Here is a 13,478-nt window from a genome sequence, read left to right as displayed (position 1 = left end):
CGGGCCGCGCGGGACGGCCGGGCGCTTGCGATGTCGATGAGACCGGTGCGGCCGGCGGTGCGGCGGCCGGATCTCGCGGGGTCGCCGGGACCGGCGGCGGGGCCCTGGGTCACCGGGGCCACCTCCCGTCGCCGCGGTCCACCGGGAGCCGGGTACCGGCGCCGGCGAGCGCCGCGTCGGCCGCGGCGTGGCCGCTGCGGACGGCGCCCTCCATGGTCGCGGGCCACCCGGTGGCCGTCCACGCGCCGGCCAGCAGCAGGCCGGGGACGTGCGTGCGGGCCGTCGGGCGGACGGCGGCCGTGCCCGGGGCCGGGTCGAAGGTGGCGGTGCGCTCGCGGGTGACGAAGAAGTCCAGCACCTCGGCCCCGCCGGCGGCGGGGAGCAGCCGGGCCAGCTCGGGCAGGTAGCGGCGGCGCAGCTCGGCCACCGGCAGGTCGATCTCGTCCTGGACGGCGGACTGGGAGAGCGCCAGGTACTGGGCCCCGGGGTGGGCCCGGCCCAGCTCGGTGGCGGCCAGCCCGGAGTGCGCGGTGCGGTCGAAGACCCACTGCACCGGCGAGCCGAGCGCGGCGAAGAACGGGCGCCGCAGCACCTTGCGGTCGTAGACCACGTGCACGTTGAGGATCGGCGCGGTGCCGAAGCCGGCCAGCCGCTGCTGGGCGTCGACGGCGTCGGGCGGCAGCAGGGCGGCAGCGGTGTCCTGGGCGCCGGCCAGCACCACCGTGTCGGCCATGAGCAGCTCGCCGCTCTCCAGCCGGACGGCGTGCTGCGGGGCGGACGGCTTGAGCTCGGTCGCCCGGGCTCGCAGCAGTACCTTCACACCGGCGCGCTCCAGCTCGGCGAGCGCCCGGTCGTGGTGGATCACGCCGAGCGGGACGGCTGCCATGCCGATGTCGGAGGCGCCCGGATCGGAGAGCAGGCCGGTCTTGAAGACCATCGCGGCCAGCGCCAGCGACACCTGGTCGGCCCGGGCGTTCAGGGTGGCCACGCCGACCAGGTCCCAGAGCGCGGCGATGGTGCGCTCGTTCTGCCCGTTGCGGCGCAGCCAGTCACCGAACGAGACCGCGTCCAGCGCCGGATCGGCGAGGTCGAGGCCCTGGAGCGCGATCGCGCCGCGGACCACCCGGGCCCGGTCGGCGGGCGCCAGGTGCGGGTAGGTGGCCAGGCTGGCGGCCAGGTGCAGCGGGACGGGCAGGCCCGCCCGGCGGAGCCGGCCGAGCGTGCGCACCGGCGCGGCCGCGGGCCCGGACACGCCGAGCACCGGGACGTCCAGCCGGTCCTGGAGGTGGACCAGCCGGCTCGCGCCGAGCCGGTCCAGCAGGCCCCGGTAGGCGGTGCAGCAGCGCAGGTAGACGTGCTGGCCGTTGTCGACGGTCAGCTCGCCGCGCTGGAACGAGAAGGCCAGGCCGCCCAGTCGGGGACGGCCCTCGACGAGGGTGACCCGGTGGTCGGCCTCGGCCAGCCGGAGCGCGGTGGTGATGCCCGCCAGGCCGCCGCCGACCACGACGGCGGCCGGGCGCGCGGCATCGGCTCGCCCGGTCATCGGCCCTCCCCCTCGCATCCGGCGCCCGACCCGGTCCGGTCCGGGGCGCTCGTGGTCAACACGGTCGTGCCCAACACGGTGGTCAACACGGCTCTACCCATAAGTGATTCCCCGCTGACACAGCGTGACAGAAGTGCGGCGAGAATCAAGAACGCCCCCCGGCGAGCCCGGAAAGCGCCACGTACGCCTTCTCCCAGCCCGGCAGCGAGACCCGGCCGCGCAGCACCGACTCCGGGTCGGCCGCGATCCGGCCGAGCAGCCGGTGGTAGATCCCGGCCATCGCCGCGGTGCAGGCGCGGCTGCGGCGGTCGAGCATCGGCAGCAGCCGCAGGCCCTCCTCGAAGGCGGCCTGGGCCCGGGCGGCCTCGAAGGCGACCAGACCGGTGAAGTCGGCGCCGGCCGGCGGCCTGGGCAGCGCGAAGCCCCGCTCGCAGCCGAACCGGACGAGGTCCTCGGCGGGCAGGTAGGTGCGGCCGTTGAGGGCGTCCTCGCGCAGGTCGCGCAGGATGTTGGTGAGCTGGAGCGCCAGGCCCAGCGTGTCGGCGTACCGGGCCCCGCGCTCGGGGTCGTCGCAGCCGTACACGCCGAGCGAGATCCGGCCGATCGCGCCGGCGACGCAGCGGCAGTAGACCTTGAGCTCCTCGTACGTCTGGTACTCGGCGCCCTTGAGGTCCATCTCGACGCCGTCGATCAGCTCGTCGAAGCCGCCGAGCGGGATCGGGAAGCGCCGGGCGGTGTCCGCCAGGGCGACCTTGATCGGGTCGGTGTCGTCCTCCGACACCGACCCCGCGCGGATCTCGTCCAGCAGCTCGCGCGTGCGCAGCAGTGCCTCGGCCTTGCGGTCCGCGGGGAGCTCGCCGTCGCCGATGTCGTCGACCCGCCGCGCCAGGGCGTACAGGGCCGACATGGCCAGCCGCTTCGGCTCCGGCAGCAGGCGGATGCCGTAGCTGAAGTTGCGGGCCTGCAGTCCGGTGACTGCCTCGCAGTACCGGTACGCCGCCATGACCTGCGCCGACGCCAGTGGTGATGCCGCCACTCGGGCGTTCACCTTCCCTTCGCGAAGATGGCCGCCGCCTTCGCTGCGAGGCGGCGCTTGTCGGGCTTCGTCTGCTGCGCGAGCACGTCGTACCCGGCGCCCTCGATGGCGGCCAGGGCCGCGTACCCGCCGGCGGTGAATCCCGCCAGGAGCAGTCGAAGCCTCCCCCGAACCGTACCTACCAACGGCGCGCCGCGGTCCAGCAGGGTGCGGGCCCGTCCGACCTCGAAGGCGACCAGCTCACGCACCGCGCCGCCGGCGGACGGGGCGGCGAGGTCGGCCTCGGTGACGCCGAAGCGGGCCAGGTCCTCGGCCGGGAGGTAGATCCGGCCGCGGGCGAGGTCCTCGGCGACGTCCTGGAGGTGCTCGACCACCTGGAGGCCGCTGCAGACGGCGTCGGAGAGCTCGATCCGCTCGGGCGTGGAGACGCCCGCGATGGCCAGCACCAGCCGGCCCACCGGGTCGGCGGAGAGCGTGCAGTAGCCGACCAGGTCCCGGTAGGTGGCGTAGCGGGCGGTGGTCTGGTCCACCCGGTTGGCCTCGATCAGACGGCGGAACGGCTCCGGGGTCAGCGCGTGCCGGTCCACCAGCGGGACGAGCGCGCGCATCAGCGGGTGGCGGGGCGCCTCGGCGGCCGCGGGGCGCAGGGCGGTCTCGAAGACCCGGTCGAGGTCCCGCTCCAGCCCGTCGAGCAGTGCGAGCCGGAAGGCGACCTCGTCCGGACCCGGCGGGGCGGGCTGGGCCGAAGGGGTGGTGACGGGGGGCCGCCCGGCCACCCCGAGCAGCCGGGCGGCGCCGGCCGGGTCGGCGAGGTCGCCGTCGCCGGCGTCGTCCACCAGCCGGGCGAAGCCGTAGACGGCCATCAGGTCGTCGCGCCAGGCGGCGGGCAGGAAGAACGGGGCGACCGGGAAGTTCTCCGCGCTCGCCTTGTCCAGGGTCACTCCCGCTGGACCGTCCGCCGTCCCGTCGCCGGGCCGGGACTCACTACTGGGCTGGGCCGAAGCCGACACTGCTGTCACTCCCCCGTTCTACACCGCTCGGTACGACCGGCCCGAGTCGGACACGCGTCCGATATCGGGGGTCACCTGCGACACACCACCCCCGCGCCTTACAGCGTGACACCACCGCCCGCGCCGGAAAAGGGCGCCCCACCCGGCGCGCGGGGCGCTCACCCGGGCAGCGGCGGGCCACCCGGGGGACGGCGGGGTTCCACCCGGGGTCGGGCGGGTCGGGGAACGACGGAGGGCCGGCGGCCGGGCTGCCCCGGTCACCGGCCCTCCGTGCGGGGCCCTGCGGTCCTACGGCCGGTCGCCGCGCTCGTAGCGGCTCACGACCTCCTCGGTCGGGCCGTCCATCACCAGCTCGCCGGCCTCGATCCAGATGGTCCGCTCGCAGACCTCGCGGATCGAGCTGTTGTCGTGGCTGACCAGGAAGACCGTACCGGCCGAGCCGCGCAGCTCGTCGATCCGCTTCTTGCTGCGCTGCTGGAACGCCTGGTCGCCGGTGGCCAGCGCCTCGTCGATCAGCAGCACGTCGTGGGTCTTCGCCGCGGCGATGGAGAACCGCAGGCGGGCGCCCATGCCGGAGGAGTAGGTGCGCATCGGCAGGGAGATGAAGTCGCCCTTGTCGTTGATGCCCGAGAACTCGACGATGTCCTGGTAGCGCTCCCGCACCTGGGCCGGGGTCATCCCCATCGCCAGGCAACCGAGGACGACGTTGCGCTCGCCGGTGAGCTCGTTCATCAGCGCCGCGTTGACGCCCAGCAGCGAGGGCTGGCCGTTGGTGTAGATGCCGCCCTTCTCGGTCGGCAGCAGGCCCGCGATGGCGGCCAGCATGGTCGACTTGCCGGAGCCGTTGGAACCGATCAGGCCGATCGCCTCGCCCTTGTACGCGGTGAAGCTGATCCCGCGCACCGCGTGCACCTCGCGCACGCCCGCGGAGCGCTTGCGGCTGATGATCCGGCTGATCGCGGAGGTGGCGCTGCCCTTGCCGGAGCCGGCGCCGTGCACCCGGTAGACGATGTGCACGTCGTCGACGACGACGGTGGGCTCGCGTGCGACGTCGCGGTCCTGCACGGTCAGGCCCTTTCGCAGGTCGGTGTCAGCCACGGCCGTACTCCTCCTCGGCCTTCCAGAAGAAGACGTATCCGATCACGAACATCCCGACCGCCCAGGCGATGCCGTACGCCCACTGGTGCGGCGGGAGCACCTGGTGCTGGGGGACGTGCTTGTTGTAGATGACCGGCGCGAACGCGTGCCGGACCAGGTCCATGTAGACCGAGGCCGGGTTCAGCTGCATCACCTTCTGCCAGAACTCCGGCCAGCTGTTGATCTTGTCCTGGATGCTGAACATCACGCCGGAGAGGAACATCCAGGCGCGCATCGCGAACGGGATCAGCTGGGAGATGTCACTGGTCTTGGAACCGATCCGCGCCATCACCAGGGCCACCCCGGTGTTGAACATCGACTGCAGGACGAGCGCCGGGGCCACCGCGAGCCAGGTCCGGCCGGGCTCGATGCCGCTGGCCAGCACCACGCCGACCAGCACCACCATCGAGATCAGCAGCTGCTGGAGCTGGATCACCGTGAAGGCGATCGGCAGCGAGGCACGCGGGAAGTGCAGGGCCCGGATCAGGCCGAGGTTGTCGGAGATCGCCCGGGTGCCGGACTGCACCGCGTTCTGGGTGAACTGGAAGACGAAGACACCGATGCAGAGCCACGCGGTGTACGTGCCGTCCGGGAACCCGTCCTTGCTGCGCAGGATCACACCGAAGACCAGGTAGAACACCGCGCAGTTCAGCAGCGGGGTCACGACCTGCCAGAGCTGGCCGAGCTTGGCGTCGGTGTACTGGGCCACCAGGCGGGCGGTGGCGAAGGCCCAGATGAAGTGCCGGCGGGCCCACAGCTGCTTGGTGTAGGCGACGAGGCCGGGTCGTCTGCCGCTGACCGCGAGACCGTACTTGTCCGCAAGCTGCTTGGGGGTCAGGCCCGCGTCCGCCCCCCTCGGGGCTGAGAGGCTGACGGGTTCACTCACTGTCGACACATTCGTCCTTCGCGCGGGATCGTCGGGGAGGCCGGTCGACGGGGGTCCGCCGGCCTTTCGCCGAGGGGGATCCACTCGGATCACGGGGGAGTCCGGCCGGTGCGTGGTCACCGGCCGCTGCGATCGGACGACCGTACGACGACTGAACCGTACGGTTCAAATCATCGCGGGGCCGCCCGACCGTACGATCAGATGACCGGCGGTCGGCCCAGCCTGGTCAGTCGCCAAACGGTACGCCATCGCATGGGCCGCCGCGTACCGCAGGGTTCGCGCCAGCCCGCCCGGAACCCGCCCCACCAGGCCTTGAGCGCCTCCGGGGAGGGGCGGCGGGCCAGGGTCAGCAGGAACCAGGTTCCCAGATAGAGAGGCACGAACAGGGCCGGAAGGTTCCGTCTCGCGAGCCACACCCTGTTGCGGGCCACGTTGTGGAAGTACGTGGCGTGCCGGGCGGGCGAGGTGGTCGGGTGGTGGAGCACCACGTCCGCCCGGTAGTCGATGGCCCAGCCGGCGTCCAGCGCGCGCCAGGCGAGGTCGGTCTCCTCGTGCGCGTAGAAGAACTCGGCGGGCAGCTGGCCGGCCTGTTCGAACACCGTGCAGCGCACGGCGCTCGCGCCGCCCAGGAAGGTGGTCACCCGGGAGGAGCGCAGCGGGTCGCTGGCGCGCAGCCGGGGGACGTGCCGGCGCTGGGTGACGCCGGTGTCGGGGTCGGCGATCCGGAAGCTGACGATCCCCAGCTCCGGGTCGGCGCTGAAGGCCTCGCGCAGCAGCCGGGCCGAGTCGGTGCCCGGGAGCCGGCCGTCGTCGTCCAGGAAGAGGACGGCGTCGACCTCCCGGCCGTCCTTGCCGAACAGCTCGATGCCGACGTTGCGGCCGCCCGGGATGCCGAGGTTCTCCGGCAGCTCGACGCTGCGCACGCCCGGCGGCAGCGGCGGCAGCGGGGCGCCGTTGGCGACCACGGCCAGTTCGACGGTCGGGCCCTCCTGGGCGCGGACCGACTCGATCAGCGCGTTCAGCTCGGCCGGGCGGTTGCCCATGGTGATGATGACCGCGCCGAGCCGGAAGGTGTCGGCGGCGGCCGGGAGGTGCTCCGTCACGGCGCTCACCGGAGCCTGCTGGAGAGGACGATGCTCAGCAGGTGCAGCACGGTCTGCAGCATCGCGATCGCGGCCAGCACGACCACCGCGAGCCGGGTGAAGAGCAGCCCGCCGTGCACGGCGTCCGCGACGCCCGCGGCGAGGATGAGCAGCGAGGCCTCGACCGCGCCCACCAGCCGGTGGAACTTGAGGAAGGAGGCCGCCCGGCGGGCCCTGGCCACGCCGGAGGAACGCGGCACCGAGGCGCTGTCCTCGACCGCCGTGAGGCCGCTGCGGGCCCGGGCCACGTCCACCAGGTCCGTTTCGGACTTGATCAGGATGGCGCCGAGCGCGGCGAGCGTGCCGAGGAAGGCCCACTCCCAGTGCGAGGCGGTGCCGCTCCGGTGGAAGAGGTCGCAGCCGCGCAGGCCGAGACCGGTCAGGAGGGCCGCCTCGGACATGTAGTGGCCGACCCGGTCCAGGTAGACGCCGGTGAGCGAGGTCTGCCGGCGCCAGCGGGCGACCTCGCCGTCCACGCAGTCCAGCAGCAGGTAGACCTGGATGAGCAGGGCGCCGAGGACCGCGCCGGTGAGGCCCGGGACGATCAGCGCGGCACCGGCCAGGATGCCGGTGAGCATCATCAGGTAGGTCAGACCGTTGGGCGTGATCGCCGTCACGGTGGAGAGCGCGCGGGTGATCCGCAGCGAGATCCGCCGCATGTAGAGGCGGCCCGCCCAGTGCTCCGCGCTGCGGCGCTGGAGCATGCCCTCCGGGTGGATCACCGCGCGCAGCTCCTCGACGGAGGGGCGGCGGGTCAGATCCACCGGGGCCGGGGGCGAGCCCTTCGTGGCGGGGTCAGCTGTTGACGGCTTGGACATAGTCGGCGTACGCGTCCCTGATCGCTGAGGGGGAGAGGTCGAGGTGCTCAAGAATGGTGAAGCGGCCCGGGCGGGTGTTCGGAGCGTAGTGCACCGCCTCGGTGAACTCCGCCTCGGTGAAGCCGATCTGAGCTGCGGTCACCGGCAGGCCGTGGCGCGACAGGCGCTCCACGATCAGACCGGTCAGCTCGCGCTCGCCCCGCAGGAAGCTGGCGAAGGCGGCCCCGAGGCCGACCTGTTCGCCGTGCTGGGCGGATCGCTTGGGATACAGCACGTCCAGGGCATGCGAGATCTCGTGGCAGGCCCCCGACGAGGGCCGGGTGCTGCCGGCGATGTTCATCGCGATGCCGGACAGTACCAGGGCTTCCGCGAGCGCTGTCAGGAGGTCCTGATCCTGAAGGTTTCCTGGGTGCCGCAGCAGGTTCTCGCCCGCCGAACGGGCCATCGCCACGGCCAGTCCGTCCACCGGCTCGCCGGTCTCGGCCTGGGACAGCTCCCAGTCCGCGCAGGCGGAGATGTTGGAGACGACGTCGCCGATGCCGGCCGCCACGAAGCGCGGCGGAGCCTGCCGGATCACGTCGAGGTCGACCACGATGCCGATCGGGCCGGGCACGCCGTAGGACCCCCGGCCGGCGTCGTTGTCGAGGGTGGAGACGGGAGAGCAGATGCCGTCGTGCGCGAGGTTGGTGGCCACCGCGACCACCGGCAGACCGACCCGCGCGGCGGCGTACTTGGCGGCATCGATGATCTTGCCGCCGCCCAGGCCGACGATCGCGTCGTAGTGGCCGCCGCGCATCGCGTCCGCCAGGCGCACCGCGCTGTCGAGGCTGCCGTCGTCGACGTTGTACCAGTCGGCGCCCGGCAGGGCCGGCTCCAGCCGCTCGCGCAGCACCGCCCCGGAGCCGTTGCTGATCGCCACCGCGATCCGGCCCGAGGTGGAGAGCCGCTGGTCGGCGAGGATCCCCCCGAGGGCGTCGAGCGCCCCCGAGCGGATCTCCACGAAGACCGGCGACGGCACCAGCCGCGTCAGTACTGGCACGCGATCTCCCGCGCCTTGGCCAGGTCGTCGTGGTTGTCGACCTCGACCCAGGAGACCTCGCCGATCGGCTGCACGTCGATCCGCAGACCGCGGTCGACCATCTCCTGGTAGCCGTCCTCGTAGTACAGCTGCGGGTCGCGCTCGTAGGTGGCGCGCAGCGCGTCGGTGAGGTCGGCGGCGGCCGACGGGTTGATCACGGTGAGGCCGATGTACTCGCCGGTCGCCTCGGCCGGCTCCATCAGCTTGGTGATGCGCCGCATGCCGGTGGCCGGGTCGACGACGACCTTCATCTCCTCGTCGGCGAGCTTCTTCACCGTGTCGAGGGCGAGCAGGATGCCGGGGGCGCGGCCCTCCTCGGTGAGGCGCCGGTTGCCCTCCAGCATGGTCCGCTGGACGGAGGCCGGGTGCACGGTGTCCCCGTTGGCCAGCAGCAGGCCCTCGCCGAAGAGCTCGCGCGCGCACCAGAGGGAGTAGGCGTTGTTCCACTCCTCGGCCTTGTCGTTCTCGACCAGGGTGAGCTTCACGCCGTACTTCTGCTCCAGGGCCGCCTTGCGGTCCTGGACCGCCTCCTTGCGGTAGCCGACGACGATCGCCGCCTCGCGCAGGCCGACCTCGGCGAAGTTGCCGAGGGTGAGGTCCAGGACGGTCCGCTCCCCGTCGACCGGCACCAGCGCCTTCGGCAGGGTGTCGGTGTACGGGCGCAGCCGGCGGCCGGCGCCGGCTGCCAGAACGAGGCCGATCATGCGGGGTCTCCTGATCCGTCGTGCTGTGCTGATCCGTCGGGCCGAACGCCGCAGCCGCCCGGCGGGCTGTGCGCTGCCGCAAGCCGCCGGACCGTGCGCCGCCGCAGGCCGTCGGGGTGGCGCGCCGATGCCGGCGAGGATGCGGGCACCGTGTCATCAGTGATGGTAGGCGACCGTGGCGACCAGCCCGAACGCGGCCGGTGGCCCGGGCGGACACCGGGTCCGGCGGCGGTGAAGGAGGGGTGCCGTCGAGGTGTCCGTTCACCGTCCGCACGCCGTCGGAATCGAACGGGCGCCGAACGCGTTCCGAACGCCTCTGCTAATCCGTCGCCCATTCCGATACCGGGAATGGTGCGGGAACGGTCATGATCCGCCCTGTTGTGTGTGGGACGCCTGCGGACCGCCACCCGTACGGCAGACTGGGGCACGACGCCACCGGTGCTCCCATTGCCCCCGAAAGAGGCCTCATGCCCCAGAGTCCGCCGACCAGCCCGACGCACTTCACCTCGGAGATCGACACCGGTCTCGACGTGGAGACCGACGTGACGGCCGACCCCCGAGCCGCGGCCGGAGCGCCCGCCGGCACCGAGATCCTGCTGGAGCTCGTCGACGACGAGGGCGTCACGATCGGCACCGCCGAGAAGCACTGGGCCCACCAGCAGCCGGGCCGGCTGCACCGGGCGTTCTCGGTGTTCCTCTTCGACCGCCAGGGACGGCTCCTGCTCCAGCGCCGGGCCCTCGGCAAGTACCACTCCCCCGGCGTCTGGTCGAACACCTGCTGCGGCCACCCGTACCCCGACGAGCCGCCGTTCGTCGCCGCGGCCCGGCGCACCGCCGAGGAGCTGGGCGTCGCCCCCGCGCTCCTCTGCGAGGCCGGCACCGTCCGGTACGACCTGCCGGACGAGGCCTCCGGCCTGATCGAGCGGGAGTGGAACCACCTGTTCGTCGGCCTGGTCACCGCCGACGTCGTGCCCGACCCGGACGAGGTGGACGACTTCGCCTTCGTGTCCGCGCAGGAGTTGCGCGAGCTCCAGGAGGAGCGGCCGTTCTCGGTGTGGTTCCGGACCGTCTTCGAGGCCGCGCTGCCCGGCATCCGCGAGATCGCCGGCCGGGACTGGTAGGACCACCCGCTACCGCGCGTCCTCCCGGGGGATGGGCAGCGAGGCCCAGACCACTTTGCCGCCCTCCCCCGTCCGCTCCACGTCGCAGACCCCGCCCGCCTGCAGGGTGACGCTCTTCACCAGCAGCAGCCCCCGCCCGCCGGTCCGCCCGGCGTCGCTCTCCAGGGCCTTCGGCCGGTACGGGTCGCCGTCCTCGACCGACACCCGGACCCAGCCCGCTCCGACCACGAGTTCGGTGGTCACCTCCGGCGACAGCTCGGCGGCGTGCGTCACGGCGTTGCCCACCAGCTCCGAGACGATCAGCAGCAGGTCGTCCACCAGCTCCTGGTAGCGCACCCCCGCCATCCCCTGGGCCAGCAGCCGGTCCCGCACCGCGTGCCTGGTCCGCGGCACCGAGGCCTCCACCGCCGGCACAGGGAACCGCCACACCCCTTCGGCCGGCCCGCTCCCGGCGCGTCCGGATGCCGGGCATCCGGACGCCACACGTCTGGGCTCGGCCTCCGCCGCCCCGCTGATCTGCTCCACGTCCAGCCGCCCTTCGTCCGCGACCCCGGGAATCAGGCGTTCCGCTCATGGCGCCCTCGGTCCACAGAGGCTAGGAGAGCCGCCCCCGGCACGGCCGCACCGTCGACAACTTGCCCGTGTCGGACCACTCCCGCCCGTTCCCGACCGCCCACCGGTCACAGTCCGACCGCTTCCCGCCCCTGAACCACCGCTTCGCTCAGTCCTGCGACCCATCCCCGCCACCCCGGTGGTCCCCACCCGGGGAAACGCAGGTGAGAAGCACTCCAGAACCCTGGTAATGTTCTCTCTGTCGCCGAGGGGGCGAGCAGAAAGTCCCCGAAGCACACACCCTGTCCGGGTGGCGGAATGGCAGACGCGCTAGCTTGAGGTGCTAGTGCCCTTTATCGGGCGTGGGGGTTCAAGTCCCCCCTCGGACACCAGAACAATTCCCCGCAGGAACTCCAAAGAGTTCCTGCGGGGAATTTCTTTTTGCCCGGACGGGTCGACGGGAGCCTGCACCGGTGGCTCTGCGGAAATGGGGCGGCACGGGCGCCGCGGGGTGCACCGGGGCACAGGGGCACTCAGGGGCACTCAGGGGCACTGCGGATCAAGGCTGCCGGGGGTCCGTACGTGTCCGATCGTCGGACACGAGATGGCAACAATCGGATGATCTGAGCTTAATCTGAGGTTTTCGTCCCATTTCGCACCATAGTCTGCTGTGCGTTTGTCCGGAACCCCAGGAGACAGAGGACCGATACGTTGAGCGCGCCTGAGTCGACGACGGCTTCCCATCAGCACTACCGCCGTTCGCTCGGCACCATCAGCCTCACCGCCGTGGGCCTCGGCTCGATCATCGGCTCCGGCTGGCTCTTCGGTGCCGAGCGGGCCGCCCGGCTCGCCGGACCGGCCTCGATCGTCGCCTGGGTGATCGGCGCCGCGGTCGCACTCACCATCGCGCTGACCTACAGCGAGCTCGGGTCGATGTTCCCCAAGGCCGGCGGGATGGTGCGGTACGGGCAGTACTCGCACGGCTCGCTCGCCGGGTACCTGGCGGCCTGGGCCAACTGGATCGCCATCGTCTCGGTGATCCCCGGCGAGGCCACCGCCTCGGTGCAGTACATGAGCTCCTGGCACTTCGGCTGGGCGAAGGGCCTGTTCGACGGCGAGGAGCTCTCGGTCAGCGGGGTCGCCGTGGCGAGCGTGCTGCTGGTCGGCTACTTCGCGCTGAACTGGTTCGCGATCACGCTGTTCGCCAAGACCAACACCGCGATCACCGTGTTCAAGGTGGTCGTGCCGACGCTGACCGCGGGCGCCCTGCTGCTGGCGCACTTCGACACCGCCCACTTCACGGACCACGGCGGCTTCGCGCCGAACGGCTGGAGCGCGGTGTTCACGGCGGTCGCCGTCTCCGGCATCGTCTGGGCCTTCAACGGGTTCCAGTCCCCGCTGAACCTGGCCGGCGAGGCCCGCGACCCCGGTAAGTCGCTGCCCAAGGCCGTGATCGGCTCGATCCTGATCGCCCTGGTGATCTACGTCGCGCTGCAGGTGGCCTTCCTCGGCGCCGTCCCGACGGCGGACCTGAGCAACGGCTGGAGCGGGCTCGGCTACACCTCGCCGCTGGCCGACCTGTCGATCGCCTGGGGCCTCAACTGGCTCGCGCTGCTGCTGTACGCGGACGCCTTCGTCTCCCCCAGCGGCACCGGCATGATCTACGCCGCCACCACCTCGCGCATGATCCACGGCGTGCAGGAGAACGGCCACCTGCCCAGGATCTTCGGCCGGGTCGACCCCAGGACCGGCATCCCGCGCCCGGCCCTGCTGCTCAACCTGCTGATCGCCTTCCTCTTCCTGGCGGTCTTCCGCGGCTGGGGCTCGCTCGCCGAGATCGTCTCGGTCGCCACCGTGATCTCGTACGTCACCGGCCCGGTCGCGGTGATGGCGCTGCGCCGCCTCGCCCCCGAGCTGCCGCGACCGGTCCGGCTGCGCGCGATGCCGGTGATCGCCCCGGTGGCGATGGTCTTCGGCTCGCTGGTGCTCTACTGGGCCCGCTGGCCGCTGACCGGCAAGGTCATCCTGCTGATGGCCGCCGGCCTGCCGATCTGGGCCTGGTACGAGCTGCGCAAGCCGTGGGCCGAGCTCAAGCCGCACCTCAAGGCCGGCGCCTGGATGATCGCCTACCTGTTCGTGATGGCCGCCGTCTCCTGGGCCGGCAGCGCCGACTTCGGCGGCCGGGGCTACCTCCCCGAGGGCTGGGACCTGCTGATCGTCGCCCTGATCGGGCTCGCCTTCTACCGCTGGGGCGTGGCCAGCGCCTGGGCCAACCCCTCGCTGGCCGCCGTCAAGCGGGAACTGGCCGAGACGGCCGCCGCCGATGCCGCCGGCCCCGCGGCCACCCTGCCCCGCCAGACCGGCGAGGCCTCCCGGGTCTGACCGACCCGCCGCACCACGCCGAAGGGGCGTGCCGACCCGCCGGCACGCCCCTTCGGCGTGGTGCGGACG

General features: G+C 72.6%; 12 protein-coding genes and 1 tRNA gene. 3 read left to right on the top strand and 10 right to left on the bottom strand.

Annotated features, from left to right (window positions below):
- Nucleotides 1-109: 109 nt before the first annotated feature.
- The 9 genes from hpnE to ACZ34W_RS16410 all read right to left on the bottom strand — a co-directional run bounded on the left by hpnE (nt 110) and on the right by ACZ34W_RS16410 (nt 9,354).
- Nucleotides 110-1,543 (bottom strand): hydroxysqualene dehydroxylase HpnE, encoded by a 1,434-nt coding sequence (hpnE, locus tag ACZ34W_RS16450; protein ID WP_329490723.1) that lies wholly within the window; start codon nt 1,541-1,543, stop codon nt 110-112.
- Between the two features lie 145 nt (nt 1,544-1,688).
- Nucleotides 1,689-2,546 (bottom strand): presqualene diphosphate synthase HpnD, encoded by an 858-nt coding sequence (gene hpnD, locus ACZ34W_RS16445; RefSeq protein WP_329492348.1) that lies wholly within the window; start codon nt 2,544-2,546, stop codon nt 1,689-1,691.
- 41 nt (nt 2,547-2,587) lie between these two features.
- Nucleotides 2,588-3,520, bottom strand: coding sequence for a squalene synthase HpnC (gene hpnC, locus ACZ34W_RS16440; RefSeq protein WP_465604579.1), 933 nt, complete (start codon nt 3,518-3,520; stop codon nt 2,588-2,590).
- Between the two features lie 357 nt (nt 3,521-3,877).
- The gene (locus ACZ34W_RS16435) at nt 3,878-4,687 is read right to left on the bottom strand and encodes an ABC transporter ATP-binding protein (RefSeq protein WP_465604576.1); all 810 of its coding nucleotides are present in this window, start codon (nt 4,685-4,687) and stop codon (nt 3,878-3,880) included.
- A complete protein-coding gene (locus ACZ34W_RS16430; protein ID WP_465604573.1) occupies nt 4,680-5,621 on the bottom strand; it encodes an ABC transporter permease in 942 nt (313 codons plus the stop codon). Before ACZ34W_RS16430 ends, ACZ34W_RS16435 begins: the two co-directional genes overlap by 8 nt.
- Before the next feature lie 188 nt (nt 5,622-5,809).
- Nucleotides 5,810-6,655 carry a glycosyltransferase family 2 protein gene (locus tag ACZ34W_RS16425; protein ID WP_329492347.1) on the bottom strand — a complete coding sequence of 282 codons (846 nt, stop codon included), beginning with the start codon at nt 6,653-6,655 and terminating at the stop codon, nt 5,810-5,812.
- A gap of 65 nt (nt 6,656-6,720) precedes the next feature.
- Nucleotides 6,721-7,458, bottom strand: coding sequence for a CDP-alcohol phosphatidyltransferase family protein (locus ACZ34W_RS16420; RefSeq protein ID WP_465604712.1), 738 nt, complete (start codon nt 7,456-7,458; stop codon nt 6,721-6,723).
- A gap of 91 nt (nt 7,459-7,549) precedes the next feature.
- The gene (locus ACZ34W_RS16415) at nt 7,550-8,611 is read right to left on the bottom strand and encodes an iron-containing alcohol dehydrogenase family protein (RefSeq protein ID WP_329490719.1); all 1,062 of its coding nucleotides are present in this window, start codon (nt 8,609-8,611) and stop codon (nt 7,550-7,552) included.
- Nucleotides 8,599-9,354 (bottom strand): phosphocholine cytidylyltransferase family protein, encoded by a 756-nt coding sequence (locus tag ACZ34W_RS16410; RefSeq protein WP_329490718.1) that lies wholly within the window; start codon nt 9,352-9,354, stop codon nt 8,599-8,601. Before ACZ34W_RS16410 ends, ACZ34W_RS16415 begins: the two co-directional genes overlap by 13 nt.
- A 467-nt stretch (nt 9,355-9,821) precedes the next feature.
- Here ACZ34W_RS16410 and idi point away from each other — a divergent pair, with 467 nt between their 5' ends.
- Nucleotides 9,822-10,475, top strand: coding sequence for an isopentenyl-diphosphate Delta-isomerase (gene idi, locus ACZ34W_RS16405; protein WP_359806928.1), 654 nt, complete (start codon nt 9,822-9,824; stop codon nt 10,473-10,475).
- A gap of 9 nt (nt 10,476-10,484) precedes the next feature.
- On the opposite strand, the gene ACZ34W_RS16400 is transcribed toward idi, so the two are convergent.
- Nucleotides 10,485-10,958, bottom strand: coding sequence for an ATP-binding protein (locus ACZ34W_RS16400; RefSeq protein ID WP_329492345.1), 474 nt, complete (start codon nt 10,956-10,958; stop codon nt 10,485-10,487).
- A gap of 373 nt (nt 10,959-11,331) precedes the next feature.
- Here ACZ34W_RS16400 and ACZ34W_RS16395 point away from each other — a divergent pair.
- Nucleotides 11,332-11,419, top strand: a tRNA-Leu gene (locus ACZ34W_RS16395).
- A gap of 319 nt (nt 11,420-11,738) precedes the next feature.
- Entirely contained in the window at nt 11,739-13,409 is a 1,671-nt protein-coding gene (locus ACZ34W_RS16390; RefSeq protein WP_396488265.1) for an APC family permease, read from the top strand.
- Nucleotides 13,410-13,478: the final 69 nt, after the last annotated feature.

The sequence above is a fragment of the Kitasatospora sp. NPDC022856 genome (assembly GCF_055561235.1).
Note: the sequence above shows the minus strand (reverse complement) of the source record. Positions and strands in the feature narration are given on the sequence as shown.

What these genes read in the sequence shown, in the direction of transcription:
- ACZ34W_RS16425 (WP_329492347.1), bottom strand. Translation starts at nt 6,655, where the DNA reads ATGGGCAACCGCCCGGCCGAGCTGAACGCGCTGATCGAGTCGGTCCGC.
- idi (WP_359806928.1), top strand. Translation starts at nt 9,822, where the DNA reads ATGCCCCAGAGTCCGCCGACCAGCCCGACGCACTTCACCTCGGAGATC.
- ACZ34W_RS16420 (WP_465604712.1), bottom strand. Translation starts at nt 7,458, where the DNA reads ATGCTCCAGCGCCGCAGCGCGGAGCACTGGGCGGGCCGCCTCTACATG.
- ACZ34W_RS16410 (WP_329490718.1), bottom strand. Translation starts at nt 9,354, where the DNA reads ATGATCGGCCTCGTTCTGGCAGCCGGCGCCGGCCGCCGGCTGCGCCCG.
- hpnE (WP_329490723.1), bottom strand. Translation starts at nt 1,543, where the DNA reads ATGACCGGGCGAGCCGATGCCGCGCGCCCGGCCGCCGTCGTGGTCGGC.
- hpnD (WP_329492348.1), bottom strand. Translation starts at nt 2,546, where the DNA reads ATGGCGGCGTACCGGTACTGCGAGGCAGTCACCGGACTGCAGGCCCGC.